A 16,044-nucleotide genomic window follows, 5' to 3' on the forward strand; every position below is an offset into this window, starting at 1 on the left:
AGGGTCCGTGGACCTCGCCAGGAGGCTGCGAGATGACGTCAGGAGAGTCGCCATGAGCGAGCAGCAGACAGGCGAGGTCGCCGCGCCGTACGGCACAGGGCCTGAGCAGAAGGGATCCTCCCCCGCCAAGCCAGTGAGGCGGGTGCGCACCCATCACCTGCGGGAGATGAAGGAGCGCGGGGAGAAGTTCACGATGCTCACCGCCTACGACATGTACACCGCTGCCACGTTCGACGAGGCCGGCATCGAGGTGCTCCTGGTGGGCGACAGCGCCTCCAACAACGTCTTCGGCAACGAGACCTCCCTACCGGTCACGGTCGACGAGCTGCTGCCGCTCACCCGCGCCGTGGCCCGGTCGGTCAGGCGCGCGCTGGTCGTGGGCGACCTTCCGTTCGGCTCCTACCAGGCCTCGCCGGAGCAGGGCTACCTCACGGCCGTGCGCTTCATGAAGGAGGCCGGCGCGCACTGCGTCAAGCTCGAGGGCGGTGCCGAGATGGCGCCGGTGATCGAGAGGTGCACCCGGGGCGGCATCCCGGTGATGGCCCACATCGGCTTCACGCCCCAGAGCGAGCACACGCTGGGCGGCTACCGCGTGCAGGGCCGTGGCGAGACGGCCGACCGCATCCTCGCCGACGCGCGCGCCGTACAAGAGGCCGGCGCCTTCGCCGTCGTCATGGAGATGGTGCCCGCCGACGTCGCCGCGCAGGTCTCGAAGGACCTGGACATCCCGACCATCGGCATCGGCGCAGGGCCCGACTGCGACGGCCAGGTGCTCGTCTGGCAGGACGCCTTCGGGTTGCGCACCGGACGGATGGCGACGTTCGTGAAGCAGTACGCCGACGTGCACGGCGTCCTGCTCGACGCGGCCCGGGCCTACGCCTACGACGTCCGCGGTGGCACGTTCCCGGGCCCGGAGCACTCGTTCTGACCGCCTCCCCCGGCGAGCGTGATGGGATGGCGGCATGAAGTCGTGGTCGCTCATGGCACTCCTCGCCGTCGTGTTCTGCGCGGTCGGCATCGGACTCGCCATCGGTGCGTGGCAGTCCGGGGAGCTCGCACTGTGGGGAGGCGCAGCCATCTTCGTCGTCGTGGGCCTCGTGCCGGCGGCGTTGCTGCCGCGGGCCCGTCGCGAGCAACGGCAGGGCTCGGGTGTCCTCGCTCCGGCGAGTGCCACCGAGGGCGCTCCCCCTCCTGACGGCGCGACCTGGACGCTGACCCAGGTCGCCGACGAGCTGTCGCGGCAGTTCGAGGGGACGCCGTACGTCGTGCACGCATCGCCCGAGCGGATCCGCATCCATGCCGACCTGGCCGACGCGACGTTCCTGGACTTCGCGGGCGTGAACAAGGTCAAGGTGGTGCGCGGGCTCGACATCGTGCCGAACGGCGACGGGCTGGCCGTCGTGCGCGACTGGGAGCAGGACCTCGACCTGACTGCCGGGGTCGGTCGGCTCACCGGGTCGACGCGGATGTTCTCCGGGTCCAAGATCGGGTTCGAGCGCCGCATCCGGTGGGGAGTCGGCGCTGACGGCGACTGGAGACGGCAGGTCGACTTCTCGAGCTCCTCTCGCCAGCTGCGCGGCGTCGCGGTCGACGTGCTCAAGCGAGCCGGGATGTACCCAGGCTGGTACGCCACCTTGCCTGCGGACGCGAAGGCCGGCCTGATCGTCGGGCTGATCGGCGCCTCCGCCATCCCGCTCGTGCCGCTCGCGCTGCTGGTCGCCTACCTGGTGAAGTAGGCGGGCTGGGAGGGCGTCCGGACAGGACCGCACCAGCAAGGGCTCAGGCAGACCAGCCGAGCCAGCGCGCGCCGGCGACGAGCACGACGAACCACACGACGACGGCGAAGACCGGCAAGGCCGTCACGCGCTGCGGGTGTGGCGTCCACCAGCGGGTGGCCACGACGAAGAGCACGCACCACAGCGCCATCAGGAGCGTCACGGCCCACCACGGCGCCACGAGCCCGCTCGCGGCGTACAGGAAGAAGGCCGCGGCCATGCCGATCATGCCGACGAACGGCCACACGGGGGTCGCGTGCGGGTTGTGCTGCTGACGTCCGGGGGCCACGGGGTCAACCTAGCCGCGACGCGCGGCCCTATGCCGGACTGCGACGTCATGGCAGGGTGACGGCATGAGCGACACGTCCAGCACTCCTGCCAAGAAGACCCCCGCCAAGAAGACCGCAGCCAAGAAGTCTCCCGCGAAGAAGGCGACGAGCAAGAAGACCACCGCCGCGAAGACGTCCGCCACGAAGGCGCCGGCGAAGAAGTCTTCCGTCCAGAAGGTGACCGCCTCGAAGAAGACGAGCGCCTCGAAGAAGGCGACCGCTGCGCAGAAGGCGCCCGCCGCAAACCCGACGGTGGCCCCACCGGCGATGTCCACCCCGGCGGCCACCGCCCCCGACGGAACCCCGGAGCCGGTGTCTTCTCACACGGCCGCGGCTCAGCTCGCCGCTGCGGTCGCCACGGCCGAGGCGACCGTCAAGATGGCGCAGGCGGCCGCCGAGAAGGTCGCCGCCGACGTCGCCGCTCGGGTGGCCGCCCAGGTCAGCTCGAACGCGGTCACCAAGGAGCTGTCCAAGACGGTGCACAAGGCGGTGCTGCGGGCGCTCAAGCAGGCTCAGCAGGGCGCCGAGATGCTGCCGGGCAAGAAGCGGAAGGGCAAGAAGTAGCGCTCAGTCCTCGGCCTGCTCGTCGCTCCACTTCGGGTCGTTGTCCCACTCCTCGTTGCGCTCCTCGACCTTCTCGAGGGCCCGCGAGGCCTCGGCGGCGCTGGCGTAGGGACCTAGCCGCTCGGCGTTGCGGCATCCGTCCCGGCCTTCGACGGTGTGGTGGGTGAGGCAGAACCAGTACTCCGTGTCCGAGTCGCTCATGTGCGTGAAACTACACTCGCCCCCGTGAGTGCTGTAGCCCCTGCCGTCATCTCCGCGCGTCGCCCGGTGCCCGATCACATCCCGCGGCCCGAGTACGTCGACCAGCCGGCGCCGGAGCGCTTCACCGGCAGCGAGGTCAAGGACGCCGAGACCATCGAGAGGATGCGGGTCGCCTGCCGCCTGGCCGCCCAGGCACGGGAGCTCGTAGGTGCATCGATCGTCCCCGGCGTCACCACCGACGAGCTCGATCGGATCGGCCACGAGTTCCTCTGCGACCACGGCGCCTACCCTTCGACGCTGGGTTACAAGCGGTTCCCCAAGTCCTTGTGCACCAGCGTCAACGAGGTCATCTGTCACGGGATCCCCGACGCACGCGTCGTCGAGGACGGCGACATCGTCAACATCGACATCACCGCGTTCATCGGCGGCGTGCACGGGGACACCAACGCGACGTTCCTCGCAGGCTCGGTCGACGAGGAGTCCCGGCTGCTCGTCGAGCGCACCCGAGAGGCACTCCAGCGCGGCATCGCGGCCGTCAAGCCGGGGCGCCGCATCAACGTCATCGGCCGGGTCATCGAGTCCTACGCCCGCCGGTTCGGGTACGGCGTGGTGCGCGACTTCACCGGGCACGGCATCGGCACCGCGTTCCACTCGGGTCTGGTCATCCCCCACTACGACGCCCCGCAGTACGACGACGTCATCGAGGTCGGGATGACGTTCACCATCGAGCCGATGCTCAACCTCGGCACCCACGAGTGGACGATGTGGGACGACGACTGGACCGTCGTCACCAGGGACCTCAAGCGCAGCGCGCAGTTCGAGCACACCCTGCTGGTGACGCCGACCGGCGCCGAGGTCCTGACGAACCCCTGACCCGCCGCCGGCCGAGGTGCGAGGAGCGCCAACCACCGATGCCGGCTGAGGTGCGAGGAGCGCCAGCGACCGACGCCGGCTGAGGTGCGAGGAGCGCCAGCGACGAGCCTCGAAGCCAAGGCGGTCTCCCTCGGTCCCGAGGCTCGCTGCTCACCCTCAGCCAGCGAGCGTCACTGGATCGCGTCGAGCGCGTCGACCATGCCCTGCCCGGCGTAGCTGTTGTCGCCGAGGTTGCCCACGCAGGCCGGCCCGACGTTGCCTTGGGGTGCGGAGCACGCCTTGTCGTCGGCCTGGGCACGCAGCATGGCCAGCATCGTGCGCGGGCTCCAGCGCGGGTGCGCCGACCTCATCAGGGCGAGGACGCCGGCCACGTGGGGCGAGGCCATCGACGTGCCGCTCTTGAGTCCGTAGCCGTTGCCTTCCACGACCGTCGACAGGATCCGCGAGCCCGGAGCCGCGACGTCGATCTTGCCGAGGCCGCGGTTGGAGAACGAGGACAGCTGACTGTCGAGGGTGGTGCCGACCTGAGCGAACGACGACACGGTCACGACGCCGTCGAGCTCGGCCGGGATGTCCTCGCACCCGTTGTTGATCGTGCGGTTGATCGGCGTGCTGTCGTCGGGGCTGGTGGTGTCGGTGGTGTTGTTCGACAGGTCGGTCGCGGCATTGCCGGCCGCTGCGGCGTGCACCGTGCCCTGCCTCGTCGACCACTGCACAGCGCGGTCGACCGCCTCCTTGGCCGCGGCCTGGTCGGGCTGGTCCGAGCAGTAGTACATGAACGGGTCGACGTAGTAGCTGTTGTTGGTGACGTCCATGCGGTGCATCCCCGCCCAGACGAAGCCGCAGACGGCGTACTCCGGGTAGATGAAGCCGGCGTCGTTGACCACCTTCACCGAGGCCATCCGCACGCCCGGGGCGACCCCGACGATGCCGACACCGTTGCGCGCGGCCGCGATGGTGCCGGCGACATGGGTGCCGTGGTCGCTGGTCGTCGGCTGCCAGCCGGTCGCCGAGGTGTCCGGGCGGCCGGCGTCGGTGCAGTTCACCGAGTCCGCGACGTCGATGTTGGGCGCGAGGTCGGGGTGGTCGGCGTCGATGCCGCTGTCGAGCACGCCGACGACGACGTCACGGGAACCGTCGCTGACCTGGTGGGCCTGGTCGGCCTTGATCATCTGCATGTCCCACTGCTCGCCCTCGCGCGGGTCGGGTACGACGTCGGCCTGGGGCGTGTTGGCGAACTCGTCCTTCACCGTGCCGCCCCGGCGGGCGTCTGGGGTGCCCTCGCTCACGGCCACCGTTCGGGTGGCACCGACCGTGTCGACGGCGTACCCGCCCTTGCGCACCACGTCGACCCGGAAGGCGGCCCGGTCGGAGTGGGCGATGACCACCCCGATCTGCGGCCAGGACTGCACGACCACTCCCCCGGCACGCTCCACCGCACGCTCGACCTTGCGGGTCTGGCCGGGGGTCTCGTGCCGGGCGTTGACGACGTACGCGCTCACCTGCCCGTCGGGGGTGAGGATGGGAACGGGCGTCGAGGCGGACTCACGGGCGGGCGACGCCAGGGCGCCACCGGTCAGCGTCAGGGCCGCTGCGAACGACACGGCGAGGGTCGCGCCCGTCAGGGCGCGGGTACGAACGTGGGTCATCTGGTGCTCCTAGTGGTCGTGACATCCCGAGCTGTCCGGACCTCGGAGGAGACGTCGCGGCAGTGAGATCACTCCAGCATCCGCGGGCCTTCTCGTCAACGGCTAGCATGAGCACGCGAATGGGCTGGCCGGGCGACCGCGTTCTCCTCACGGGGAGACCGAGGAAGGTCCGGGCTCCACAGGGCAAGGTGGTGGGTAACACCCACCCGGGGCAACCCGCGGGACAGTGCCACAGAAAACAGACCGCCGCTCCCCCGGGAGCGGTAAGGGTGAAACGGCGGTGCAAGAGACCACCAGCGTCCCGGGCGACCGGGACGGCTAGGCAAACCCCACCTGGAGCAAGATCAAGAAGCTCCCGCCACGGCGGGGGCGCGTGTGCGCTCGAGGGCGGCCCGCCCGAGCACACGGGTAGATCGCTTGAGGCGGCCGGCAACGGTCGTCGTAGATGGATGGTCGCCACAGCGCCTACGGGCGTCGTACAGAACCCGGCCTACAGGCCAGCCCATTCGTTACACCCCAGCTGACCTGCGAGAACGTGCATCACACCACTCTTCTGTGGCAGTGACTTTTCTGCATGCCCGTCCGTGGAGGCCCCTGACTACGAGCCCTTCCGCGCGGCCAGCACGCAGAACTCGTTGCCGGACGGGTCGGCGAAGTGGCGCCAGGGCAAGTCTCCCCACCCGAAGTGGAGCTCGCGCCCGCCCCGGTCAGCGATCCCGGCCGCGACCGCATCGGCATCGTCGCCGGACTCCAGCCGGAGGTCGAGGTGGGTCCGGTTCTTGCCCTCCGGCTTGGGCTCCTCCTCCGGCACCAGCGCGAGCAGCGGCCCGCGGCCGGACGGGTGCTGGAGACCGGGCACCTCGCTGCCCGCGACCGGCTCCCAGGCGGTCAGCCACTGCCAGAAGGCCAGGTCCCGGGGCGGGTCGGCAGACTCGAGCCGCAGCGCCGCGAGCTCCCCAGCCCGGACGTCGAGGCGGAGTCGAGGTCGCTCGGTCGGCTCGTCCGGCACCCGCTGGAAGCAGAGGTCGAGCTCGGGCCCGCCGGGCACCGAGAGGCGCGTCTCGAACCCGGCCTCCTCGTCGGTCAGCGTCTCGGTGCCGAGCTCGGCCTCCCAGGCCCGGCCGGTGGTCTGCGGATCAGTGGCGTCTAAGACGACGTTCTCGAAGTACACGCCCTCAGCCTAGGACGCCGACCGGTCCGCTGCCCCGCTTCGGTCACGAGACCGTCGGCAGCCTCACCGGTGGCAACGCGCACCTGGTGGTCCACGCAGGCCAGCCCATGCGTTGCACCACGCGGACGCTTCAGCTCCCAGGCAGCGCGTCGCCACCCCGCGGAGGTCGATGCATGGATACGTCATGGAGCAGCACGTCGAAGCTCTTGCGCGTACGGACATCGCTCGTCGCGCCTGTGCTCGCCGCCTCGATCAAGCGCCCGGCCAGCTCACGGAGCTTCACGTTCTTGTTCTGCGACCACCAGCGGAGCGTGTCGAATGCCTGGTCGGCGTTCAGGCTGTAGCCGACCATGAGGGCGCCGATGGCCCGCTCGATGGTGGCCCGGTGCTGTGCTGAGTCCATGACCGCTTGGCGAGCGACCTTCTCGCTGTCGCGGCGGAAGTCGGCGGTCAGGTCGATGTAGTGGCCGTTGATCGCGGGGCCTGAGGCTGATTCCGCGCAGGCCGCGGCCTCGCACACGATGAGGACCCTGCGTTCGACGCCGTCCGCTGCGGCCAGGCAGTAGGAGACACTCGTCGGCTTCCCGGCACTGCGTGCTCGGACCAGGATGTCGGCGACACGCGCACGATCTTCAGGGTCCTTGGACGACACCATGTACTCGGTCGCGGGTGTGATCGACCGGGGCTGCAGGCCCAGGATCCGGTACACCTCGTCGTCCCACTCCCAGACGCCCGCGCCGGTGTCGAAGGAGAACCGGCCGACGCGGGTCCGGGGCGCGGGCAGGGCTCTCGACTCGGCTTCGTCCCACGTGGCGCTCACTGGGCCTCCTGATACGTCGGGAATCGCTGGGGTGCGTGGCCAGTACTGGATGCCCGATCGGGGATCGGACCTGGTGACGGTTCGTCGGCGTGAGCGGCCGGCAACGGCCTGACCGGGCTGCTCAGCCGCTGGTAGCGACTCGTCCTTTGCTCAGGCGACCGAGCTCTCGCAAGCCGGACGTCAGCATCTGGGCCACCGTCTCGCCTGGGACGCCGAGCAGGTCTGCCGCCTGCTGATAGCTGTGTCCACCGAAGACACACAGCGCCAGGCACGCTCGTTGCAGCTGGGCAAGCTGCGCAAGCCACGTCATCGCTGGCAGTGGGCGCAGCATGCTGGGCGTGTCGGCGCCCAGCTCCGTGCTGCGTCGATAGACGTGACGCGCCAGCGATCGTCGGGCCTCGTCCGGTGCCGTGCTGATGTCCGAGCGGGCGAGATCCGTCATCGCCAGCGCCACCGCCCGCATGGCCGTCTCCTCGTCGCCCAGGAGCGCGAGGGCCATCGCGTAGGCCCACCTCCCGTGGCTGTTCCACAGGTCTTCGGCCTGCTGTCGCGATACAGCCGGTCGGCCGACAGCGGCCACGTGGGACGCAAGGGCGCCGGGCGTTCCCGCTCTGCGCCTCCGGGCATCAGCTATCTGGTCCTTGAGCAACAAGGAGTCCATGGGACCCGAACCCAGTTGTGTCGCGTCCATCGCCGCGGTACCTCTCTTCGATCCAAAGCAGTCGGCCATGCACTGTGGGTAGGCGTCCAAGGTAAGAGCAAGCGACCGGCGTGTCTACCCTTTGCCAAAGGTATCTTGGTCCACTACATTAGACAAACCATGTACACGATCAAGCGGGCCGCCCAGCTCACCGGTGTCCCTGAGACGTCCCTGCGGGCGTGGGAGCGTCGGTACGGCGTCTTCGCTCCGCAGCGGAACGAGGCCGGCTACCGCGTGTACGACAGGGAGTCGTTGGCGGTCATCTCGACGATGCGGCGGCTCGTGGACGACGGCTGGTCTCCAGCGGCAGCCGCCCAGGCGGTTCGGAGCGGAACCATTCCAGCCACGCTGGACCGGGACCCTGGACACCCGCCCGTGAGCGGACCCACCCAGCCGAACGCAGCCACCTACACCCAACGCTTCCTGGATGCGGCAGCACAGATGGACATCGCCTCCATCGAGGAGAGCCTCGATGGAGGCTTCGCCCTCGGATCGTTCGAGCACGTCGTCGACACGTGGCTCTTTCCCACCCTGGAGGCTCTCGGCGAGGGCTGGTCACGAGGCGAGATCGACATCGCAGGAGAGCACGCGGCGAGCCACGCCGTCCACCGGCGACTCTCAGCGGCGTTCGATGCGGCCGGCAGCAGGTCCCGCGGCCCCGCTGTCGTGGTCGGCTTGCCGGCGGGCAGCCAGCACGAGCTCGGGGCACTGGCCTTCGCCACCGCCGTACGCCGGAGGGGCCTAAACGTCCTCTACCTCGGAGCCAACGTCCCCGTGCGCAGCTGGGAGACAGCGGTGCGGAGCCACGAAGCTCGAGCAGCGGTACTCGCCGTCGTCACTCCCGCGGACCGCCCGGCGGCCGTGACGGTCGCCGAACAGCTTGCGACCCATGAGCTGTCACCCGCGGTCTGCGTCGGGGGTGCCGCGGGAGCGGGTCTCTCTCCGGGCGTCCGCGAGCTGGCACCGAACATCGCGACAGCGGCCGAGGAGCTCGACGAGCTGACGCATGCAACGAGAGCCAGTCGCTCCTGACCTCGATGGTCGATCCCTCGGCTTGGCCTCTCGGGCACCCGAGCACACGATCTCGGTTCCGCTGTGAGCAGAACGAGCAGGATCGGTGCCGGTGCGGCGGCTAGCGTGGACGCATGGGAGAAGTCATCTCGTTCCCCGAGCCGTCCGGTGATCCGGCCAGGACCCGCCCCGAGCCGCTGTGGCGCGAGCAGGTGGGACGAGTCCTCCGCGAGGCGAGGTCGGCGGCGCAGCTGCGTCTGATCGACGTGGCCGAGCGGGCCGGCGTCTCGCCGCAGTACCTGTCCGAGCTCGAGCGTGGCCTCAAGGACCCGTCCTCGGAGATCCTCGCCGCGGTGTCCGGTGCCCTCGGTCTGCGCACGGTGGACGTCGCCTCCCGCGCGGTCCGGTCGCTCGGGCGCAGCCACGTGACGGGTGGGTACGACGGCACGATGTGCCTCGCGGCCTGAGGTCGACCGGAGCCGCTCAGGCGCCCCGCTGGTCCAGCACCGCGTCGACGATGCCGTAGGCCAACGCGGCCTCGGCCGTCATGACCAGGTCGCGGTCGGTGTCCTCGCGCACCTGCGCCGGCGTGCGACCGGTGTGCTGGGCGAGCAGCTCCTCCAGCAGCGACCGGACCCGTTCCACCTCCTCGGCCTCCAGGATCAGGTCGGGGATCGTGCCCCGTCCCTCGGCCGCCGGCTGGTGCAGCACCACGCGGCCGTGCCGCAGGATCTGGCGCCGTCCGGGTGCGCCGCCCGCCAGCAGCACTGCTGCCGTGGCGACGGCCTGCCCGACGCAGGTGGTCTCCACGGGCGCCCGCACGAACTGCATCGCGTCGTACACCGCCAGCATGGCGGGGATCGAGCCGCCCGGGGAGTTGATGTAGAGGTTGATCGCCGAGTCCGGGCTCTCGGACTCGAGGTGGAGCAGCTGGGCGATCACGGCGTTGGCCACGCCGTCGTCGATCGGGGTGCCCAGGTAGATGACCCGGTCGGCCAGCAAGCGACTGTAGATGTCGGTCGTGCGCTCGCCCCGGCTGGACTGGGTCGTGACGTAGGGGATCGTGTAGGAGCTCATGCCCGGACCCCCAGGCCGAGGGATCGCGGCGCGGGTGGGCGGATCTCCGCCAGCGACTCGACCACGTGGTCGACGAAGCCGTACGCCGTCGCCTCGGCGGCATTGAACATCCGGTCCCGACGCGAGTCGCGTTCCACTGTCTCCACCGGCTGACCGGTGTCCTCGGCGATGAGGCCAAGCACCGTGTCGCGTGTGTGACGCAGGTCCTCGGCCTGCAGGGCGATGTCCTCGGCCGTGCCTCCGAACCCCGCCGACCCCTGGTGGAGAAGCACCCGGGCATGCGGCAGCGAGTACCGGCGCCCGCGCGCGCCGGAGCTGAGCAGGAACTGGCCGGCGCTGTAGGCCATCCCCATGTTCACGGTGCACACGTCGGCGGGGAGCAGTCGCATCGTGTCGCGGATGGCCAGCATGGCTGGCACCGATCCGCCGGGCGAGTTGATCCACAGCCAGATGTCGGCACTCGGGTCGTCGGTCGCCAGCATCACCAGCGCCGAGCACAGCCGGTTGCCGACGGTCTCATCGAGCACGGACCCGAGCAGGATCGTGCGTTGGTCCAGGAGGCGACGAGCCAGGTCGTCGTCGAGGCGGGTTGTCGAGGTGTCGGTCATGTCGCCACGGTGACACCCAGAGGGCGCGCAGAGGAGGTAGTGCTGCTGGCGGCGGATCCGCTGTGAGCCGCGCGGTGGTCAGGGACTCTCCCATGGTGCGCGTCGAACGTGCAGAAGTCCGGCCACGGCCTCCGCTCACGCGGAGGCGGGGAACCCGGTGGACACTTCGGCTCGTCCGACGCGCCGTACGGCGACGCCCAGCACCCAGCGGACATAGCGCTGGTCGAGCATCACCTGCTCCCACGTGAACCGGAGCACCCGCCAGTCGTGGAGCACGAGCAGGTTGTAGCGGGCACAGTCGCGTGTGTGCGCCCGGCGGGTCGCGTGATGCGTCCATGAGTCGGCCTCGAGCACGATCCGACACGAAGGGCAGACCAGGTCAGGGCGCACTCGGCCGGTGCCGAGGTCGACGGGGACCTGCGGCACTACCTCGAGCCCGGCCTCGATGCACAGTGCCCTCAGAACGGACTCGAAGGGGTTCGCTGCTCGCCCGTCGGCGCGCCGCAGCACCCGCCGTACGGCGTCAGCACCGGCACCGCGCACGTCGATCCCGTCGAGGTCAGCCCGGGTCACGTCGCCGGACCGCAGCGCCGAGTCGCCGATCGCCAGCGCCTCGTCGAAGGGCAGCCGCCGCGCGCAGTCGATGACGGTACGCAGCGGCTTCGTCACCCCGTCGGCTACCTGATCCTGGGCGAGGCTGACCCACATGAGTCGACACGACTCTCGACGAGCCCGGTCGACCTTCCGGTTGCGAGGCACGATGACCTCGGGCACGGGTGGTGGCTGCTTCGTCTTCCAGCCATAGTGCGCCGCGGCGCTCCGCAGCGCGACGACCCCCGAGACTGCAGCGGCCGCGTGATGCGCCTCCGACGCGCTGGGCAGTACATACCGCCCCCGCGCCGGCCGCAGGATCTCTCCGCGGCGCACCGCGCGGCGGATCCTCCTCGGCGTCGTCAGCCCCAACAAGGCGCCGGTCTCCGCGACGCCTCCGAGCCTGACCAGGGCCTCTGCTGCCTGCATGGCACAAGTCTGATCGATACCGCCGCGCTCATGGGCCGCTCATCCACAGCCCGCCGGACCGCCTGTCAGCTCAGCCGAGGGTGAACGCCACCGACCTCGTGCGTACGTCGGCCTTGGCGAGCGTGACCTGCACGTCCTCCCCCAGCGGCAACCGGGCAGAGCTCGTCACCGGTGCCTCGACGGCGGGGTCCTGGACGGTCACGTCGCCACGCTTGTCGTCCTTCTCGTCGAGCTCGATGACCACGCCGGGGAAGGTCTCGCCCACCCGGTCGGCGAGCACGTGCGCCTCGGCGAGGTTGATGATGGCGTTCTCGTACTGGTTGGCCCGGCGACCCGACTCGCGCATCGTCTCCGGCAGCTCGCCGAGCTTCTCGAGCACCCAGCCCGGCACCTCGTCGCCGGCACAGAGGGCGACGCAGATCTCGCCGGCGTACCGGTCGACGAGCCGGCGCAGTGGGGCGGTCACGTGGGCGTACTCGGAGGCCAGGGCCGCGTGCAGCGGCTGCTCGGGCAGCGCGCCGTCGAAGCCGACGTACCCGCTGCCTCGGAGCAGGCGCGTACAGGCCACGATCATCGCGGCGTGCGAGGAGTTACCGGGGTCGAGCGAGCGGATGAAGTCCGGGTAGGGCTGCTCGGCCGGCCACTCGATGCGGAGCGCCCGCGCCGTGCGGTGCAGGCGGGCGAGGTCGCGCGGATCGACGGGCGGCAGGGTGCGCAGCAGGCCGACGCGGGCGTAGACCATCAGTGAGGCCGCCGCGAAGCCGGTGAGCAGCGAGATCTGCGCGTTCCAGTTCTCGACGGGCAGCAGCTGGCGGAACTCCAGCCGCCACTGCTCGCCCTCGATGAGGATCTCCTGCTCGGGCAGCGGGAGCGAGACGCCGCCGCGGGCGGCCTCGCGTGCCAACCGCAGCTCGCCGACCTCGCGGAGGAGGGTGAACACCTCCGCGGCGGTGCCATCGTCGAGCTGTGCCTGCACGCTCGCGTAGTCGAGCTTCGCCCGCGACCTCACCAGCGCCCGCTCGACCTGGACGTCGGTGCCCTCGCCGACGCTGTCGACCTTGATGGTCCACAGCAGCGCGGGCCGCACCTGGTCGGGCAGCAGGGAGCCGGCGCCCTCCGAGATGACCTTCGGGTGCAACGGGATCTTCGAGTCGGCACCGTAGAGGGTCTGTCCCCGGCGGTTGGCCTCGACGTCGACCGCATCGCCGGGCGTGACGAACGCGGCCAGGTCGGCGATGGCGTAGTGGACGACGTACCCGTCGCCGTCGCGTTCGATGTGGAGCGCCTGGTCGAGGTCCATCGAGGTGGGAGGGTCGATCGTGACGAGCTCGATGTCGGTGCGGTCGAGCTCGGGGAGCCGCGGGTTGGCGGCAGCCTCGGCAGCCGCCTTCTCCACCTCCGGCGGGAACTCCGCCGGGAGCTTCATCTCCGCCCGGATGGCGGCGATGCCGTCACGCATCTCCTGGGCGGCGACCCCGTCGTCGGTCGACCGGACGCTCAGCACGCGGTTGCTCGGCATGCGCAGCACCCTAGCCACCGCCTGCCTGCAGGACTGCCGCCTACCCCTACTCTTGCGCGCGTGCTGATCCTGCTGCCTCCCAGCGAAGGCAAGTACGCGCCCCGGCGCGGCAAGCCGCTCGACCTGTCCTCACTCGGCTCCCCCCGACTCACCGGTGCACGAGAGCGTGTCCTCGCGGCGCTGGAGGAGCTCAGTGCGCGACCCGACGCGGCGGAGGTGCTCGGCATCGGCAGCACCCAGGCCGACCTGGTCGGTCTCAACGCCCGGGTGCGGACGGCGCCCACTGCCCGGGCCGACGCCGTCTACACCGGAGTTCTGTACGACGCCCTGTCGTTCGCCGACCTCTCCCCCGCAGCCCGCCGCCGCGCGACCAGCCGGGTGGCCGTCGTGTCGTCGCTCTTCGGACTGGTGCGCCCGGGCGACCGGATCCCCGCCTACCGGCTCTCCGGGGACGTGAGCCTCCCCGGGGTCGGATCCGTTGCCGGCGTGTGGCGCGAGGAACTCGGCCCGGCAGTCCTCGACGCACTCGGCACCGGGTTGCTCGTCGACCTCCGGTCCTCCACGTACGCCGCGTTCTGGCGGCCGCCCGCCGAGCTCGTGCGGCGGACGTCGACCGTCAGGGTGCTGCACGAGAGCGGCGGCCGGCGGAGCGTGGTCAGCCACTTCAACAAGGCCACGAAGGGCCGCATCGTGCGCGCGCTCCTGGAGGACGGGCGCAACCCGGCCACGCCCGCCGCCCTGGCCCGTGTGCTGGGCGACCTCGGCTGGCACGTCGAGGCCACCGCGGAGCGCACGGGCACTCGGCTCGACGTCGTGGTCAGCGACCTCTAGAGACCGGACTCGCTGGTGCGCACCAGGATGCGCTGGCACTCCTCGCAGCGGATGACCTCGTCGCTCGGGGAGGCCTTGATCACCCCGAGCTCGGCGTTGTCGAGCGTGAGCATGCAGCCGCTGCACTGACGCGCCCGAAGGTGGGCCGCACCGACGCCGTTCTTGCTGGCGCGCAGCTTGTCGTAGAGCGCGAGCAGGTCGGCCGGCAGGTCGGCGACCAGCGGGAGGCGCTCGGCCTCGATGGCGGCCAGGTCGCGCTCGATGCCAGCCGTCTTCTCGTCGCGGTGGGCCACGACGTCGGCGAGCCGGGCATCGGTGCCAGCCAGCTGGGAGGTGAGCATGTCGAGGGCCGCCTGCGCCGCCTCGAGCCTCTCCATGATCTCGATCTCGGTGTCCTCGAGCGACGCGATGCGGCGTTCGAGCGAGACGAGCTCCTGCTGCATGCGCGAGAGGTCCTTGGGGTTGGTGATGAGCCCCTGGTCCATCCGCTCCCGGTCGCGCGTGCGCCGCGTCTTCACCTGCTCGACGTCGGCGTCCGCCTTCGCCTGCTCGGCGACCAGGTCGTCGACCACGATCTGCGCGTCCCGCTGCTGGTCGAGCAGCTCCGTGTGGCTCTGGGTCAGCGAGTCGATCTCGGCCAGCTCCGGCAGCGATGCCTTCTGGTGGCGCAGCAGATCGGCACGGGAGTCGAGCTCCTGGACGTCGAGCAGCTTGAGTTGGGCGAACGGGTCGGCTTTCAGCGTCGGCTCCTAGATTGTGTGAGGACTGACGGGTCAGGCCCGGAAGTCCCAGGGATCGGTGCACGTCGTGCTCACGATGACCTCCACCGTATCCCCCAGTGACTGCGCCAGCTGCGCCCGGAGCACCGGGAGCCAGGTCCACTCCGCGGCCCAGTGGGAGATGTCGACCAGGGCAGGCCCCGCGTGCTCGCGGAACTCCGACGCCGGGTGGTGGCGCAGGTCGCTGGTGACGTAGGCGTCGACCCCCTCGCCACGTGCGTCGTCGAGGTGGCCGTCGCCGGCTCCACCGAGGACGGCAACCGTCTCGATCCGGTCGCCGCGACCTCCGGAGACCCGCACGCCGTGGGCGGTCCGGGGCAGTGCCTTCGCCACCGTTGCGGCGAAGGCGGCGAGCGTGGTGGGCTCGATGCGCCCGACCCGACCCGCGCCGGAGTCGGCGGCCGCCTCGACGGCCACCTCCACGACGTCGTAGGCCGGCGTCTCGTAGGGGTGTGCCCCCATCAGGGCGGACACGACGGCGGAGTGTCGCGAGATCGGCAGCACCGTCTCGATGCGCACCTCGTCGACGACCTCGAACGAGCCCACTTCGCCGATCGCCGGTCGCGCGCCGCGCAGGGGACGGAACCGCCCCTCCCCCGTGGAGCTGAACGAGCAGGAGTCGTAGTCGCCGATCGCGCCGGTCCCGGCCGCGGAAAGAGCCGCCCGGACGGCCTCGGCGTCGCCGGCCGGGACGTACGTCGTGAGCTTGGCCAGGCGCTCCGTGGGACCGGGCACGAGCGGGCGGAGGTCGGTCAGCCCCAGGGCCAGGGCCAGCGACTCCGAGACGCCGCCGGCCGGCGCGTCCGCGTTGGTGTGGGCGGTCAGCAGCCCGCAGCCCGCCCTGATCAGGTCGTGCACGACCCGACCCTTCGGCGTCGTGGCCGCCACGCTGGACACCCCGCGCAGCAGCAGCGGGTGGTGGGTGATCAGCAGGTCGGCGCCGTCCCCGATCGCCTCGCGCACGACCGCGTGCACCGGGTCGACGGCAAGCACGATGCGACGTACGTCTGCGGCCGGGTCGCCGACCGCGAGGCCGACCCGGTCCCAGTCGGCTGCGACCGCGGGTGGATACCAGCCGTGGACCAGGGCGACGACGTCTGCGAGGGCCGGCATGGCT

The 16,044-nt window shown here is 70.8% G+C and carries 19 protein-coding genes and 1 other RNA gene; 8 read left to right on the plus strand and 12 right to left on the minus strand.

What is annotated here, in order from left to right; all coding sequences use genetic code 11:
- Positions 1-52: 52 nt before the first annotated feature.
- Together panB and ACP7BP_RS18465 are read left to right on the plus strand one after the other, a co-directional pair.
- Positions 53-928 (plus strand): 3-methyl-2-oxobutanoate hydroxymethyltransferase, encoded by an 876-nt coding sequence (gene panB, locus ACP7BP_RS18460; protein ID WP_426246720.1) that lies wholly within the window; start codon positions 53-55, stop codon positions 926-928.
- Positions 929-962: 34 nt separating this feature from the next.
- Entirely contained in the window at positions 963-1,736 is a 774-nt protein-coding gene (locus tag ACP7BP_RS18465) for a hypothetical protein (RefSeq protein WP_426246722.1), read from the plus strand.
- A 43-nt stretch (positions 1,737-1,779) separates the two neighbouring features.
- Here the strand turns inward: ACP7BP_RS18465 and ACP7BP_RS18470 are convergent, their stop codons facing one another.
- Complete coding sequence (locus tag ACP7BP_RS18470; protein WP_426246723.1) at positions 1,780-2,064, minus strand: hypothetical protein; 285 nt, start codon at positions 2,062-2,064, stop codon at positions 1,780-1,782.
- A 64-nt stretch (positions 2,065-2,128) separates the two neighbouring features.
- Here ACP7BP_RS18470 and ACP7BP_RS18475 point away from each other — a divergent pair, with 64 nt between their 5' ends.
- Positions 2,129-2,668 (plus strand): hypothetical protein, encoded by a 540-nt coding sequence (locus ACP7BP_RS18475; protein WP_426246724.1) that lies wholly within the window; start codon positions 2,129-2,131, stop codon positions 2,666-2,668.
- A 3-nt stretch (positions 2,669-2,671) separates the two neighbouring features.
- Here ACP7BP_RS18475 and ACP7BP_RS18480 read toward each other — a convergent pair whose 3' ends face one another.
- Complete coding sequence (locus tag ACP7BP_RS18480) at positions 2,672-2,869, minus strand: hypothetical protein (protein WP_426246725.1); 198 nt, start codon at positions 2,867-2,869, stop codon at positions 2,672-2,674.
- A gap of 24 nt (positions 2,870-2,893) precedes the next feature.
- On the opposite strand from ACP7BP_RS18480, the gene map reads away from it, so the two are divergent.
- Entirely contained in the window at positions 2,894-3,742 is an 849-nt protein-coding gene (map, locus tag ACP7BP_RS18485) for a type I methionyl aminopeptidase (RefSeq protein ID WP_426246727.1), read from the plus strand.
- A 170-nt stretch (positions 3,743-3,912) separates the two neighbouring features.
- Here the strand turns inward: map and ACP7BP_RS18490 are convergent, their stop codons facing one another.
- Positions 3,913-5,391, minus strand: coding sequence for a S8 family peptidase (locus ACP7BP_RS18490; protein ID WP_426246728.1), 1,479 nt, complete (start codon positions 5,389-5,391; stop codon positions 3,913-3,915).
- A 120-nt stretch (positions 5,392-5,511) separates the two neighbouring features.
- On the opposite strand from ACP7BP_RS18490, the gene rnpB reads away from it, so the two are divergent.
- Positions 5,512-5,900, plus strand: an RNA gene (gene rnpB / locus ACP7BP_RS18495) — RNase P RNA component class A.
- 89 nt (positions 5,901-5,989) lie between these two features.
- On the opposite strand, the gene ACP7BP_RS18500 is transcribed toward rnpB, so the two are convergent.
- From ACP7BP_RS18500 to ACP7BP_RS18510, 3 genes are all read right to left on the minus strand, one after another.
- Positions 5,990-6,562, minus strand: a complete 573-nt coding sequence (locus tag ACP7BP_RS18500) for a VOC family protein (RefSeq protein ID WP_426246730.1) — start codon at positions 6,560-6,562, stop codon at positions 5,990-5,992.
- Between the two features lie 130 nt (positions 6,563-6,692).
- Positions 6,693-7,382 carry an ANTAR domain-containing protein gene (locus ACP7BP_RS18505; RefSeq protein ID WP_426246731.1) on the minus strand — a complete coding sequence of 230 codons (690 nt, stop codon included), beginning with the start codon at positions 7,380-7,382 and terminating at the stop codon, positions 6,693-6,695.
- 121 nt (positions 7,383-7,503) lie between these two features.
- Positions 7,504-7,881 (minus strand): sigma factor-like helix-turn-helix DNA-binding protein, encoded by a 378-nt coding sequence (locus ACP7BP_RS18510; RefSeq protein WP_426246732.1) that lies wholly within the window; start codon positions 7,879-7,881, stop codon positions 7,504-7,506.
- A gap of 321 nt (positions 7,882-8,202) precedes the next feature.
- Here ACP7BP_RS18510 and ACP7BP_RS18515 point away from each other — a divergent pair, with 321 nt between their 5' ends.
- Complete coding sequence (locus ACP7BP_RS18515) at positions 8,203-9,114, plus strand: MerR family transcriptional regulator (RefSeq protein ID WP_426246733.1); 912 nt, start codon at positions 8,203-8,205, stop codon at positions 9,112-9,114.
- Positions 9,115-9,227: 113 nt separating this feature from the next.
- Positions 9,228-9,560, plus strand: coding sequence for a helix-turn-helix domain-containing protein (locus tag ACP7BP_RS18520; protein WP_426246734.1), 333 nt, complete (start codon positions 9,228-9,230; stop codon positions 9,558-9,560).
- Between the two features lie 16 nt (positions 9,561-9,576).
- On the opposite strand, the gene ACP7BP_RS18525 is transcribed toward ACP7BP_RS18520, so the two are convergent.
- The 4 genes from ACP7BP_RS18525 to ACP7BP_RS18540 all read right to left on the minus strand — a co-directional run bounded on the left by ACP7BP_RS18525 (position 9,577) and on the right by ACP7BP_RS18540 (position 13,317).
- Positions 9,577-10,170, minus strand: a complete 594-nt coding sequence (locus tag ACP7BP_RS18525) for a ClpP family protease (protein WP_426246735.1) — start codon at positions 10,168-10,170, stop codon at positions 9,577-9,579.
- Positions 10,167-10,778, minus strand: coding sequence for a ClpP family protease (locus ACP7BP_RS18530; protein ID WP_426246737.1), 612 nt, complete (start codon positions 10,776-10,778; stop codon positions 10,167-10,169). The genes ACP7BP_RS18525 and ACP7BP_RS18530 overlap by 4 nt, the downstream gene beginning before the upstream one ends.
- Before the next feature lie 135 nt (positions 10,779-10,913).
- Positions 10,914-11,798, minus strand: a complete 885-nt coding sequence (locus ACP7BP_RS18535; protein WP_426246739.1) for an endonuclease domain-containing protein — start codon at positions 11,796-11,798, stop codon at positions 10,914-10,916.
- A gap of 70 nt (positions 11,799-11,868) precedes the next feature.
- The gene (locus ACP7BP_RS18540) at positions 11,869-13,317 is read right to left on the minus strand and encodes an RNB domain-containing ribonuclease (protein ID WP_426246741.1); all 1,449 of its coding nucleotides are present in this window, start codon (positions 13,315-13,317) and stop codon (positions 11,869-11,871) included.
- 60 nt (positions 13,318-13,377) lie between these two features.
- On the opposite strand from ACP7BP_RS18540, the gene yaaA reads away from it, so the two are divergent.
- Positions 13,378-14,148: a peroxide stress protein YaaA gene (gene yaaA / locus ACP7BP_RS18545; protein ID WP_426246742.1), complete on the plus strand. Its 771-nt coding sequence runs from the start codon at positions 13,378-13,380 to the stop codon at positions 14,146-14,148.
- Here yaaA and ACP7BP_RS18550 read toward each other — a convergent pair.
- Together ACP7BP_RS18550 and ACP7BP_RS18555 are read right to left on the minus strand one after the other, a co-directional pair.
- Complete coding sequence (locus ACP7BP_RS18550) at positions 14,145-14,888, minus strand: zinc ribbon domain-containing protein (RefSeq protein ID WP_426246770.1); 744 nt, start codon at positions 14,886-14,888, stop codon at positions 14,145-14,147. The genes yaaA and ACP7BP_RS18550 overlap by 4 nt on opposite strands.
- 33 nt (positions 14,889-14,921) lie before the next feature.
- Complete coding sequence (locus ACP7BP_RS18555; RefSeq protein ID WP_426246744.1) at positions 14,922-16,040, minus strand: Nif3-like dinuclear metal center hexameric protein; 1,119 nt, start codon at positions 16,038-16,040, stop codon at positions 14,922-14,924.
- Between the last annotated feature and the right edge of the window lie 4 nt (positions 16,041-16,044).

Source organism: Nocardioides sp. LHG3406-4 (assembly GCF_049897745.1).
Taxonomy (GTDB): Bacteria; Actinomycetota; Actinomycetes; order Propionibacteriales; family Nocardioidaceae; genus Nocardioides.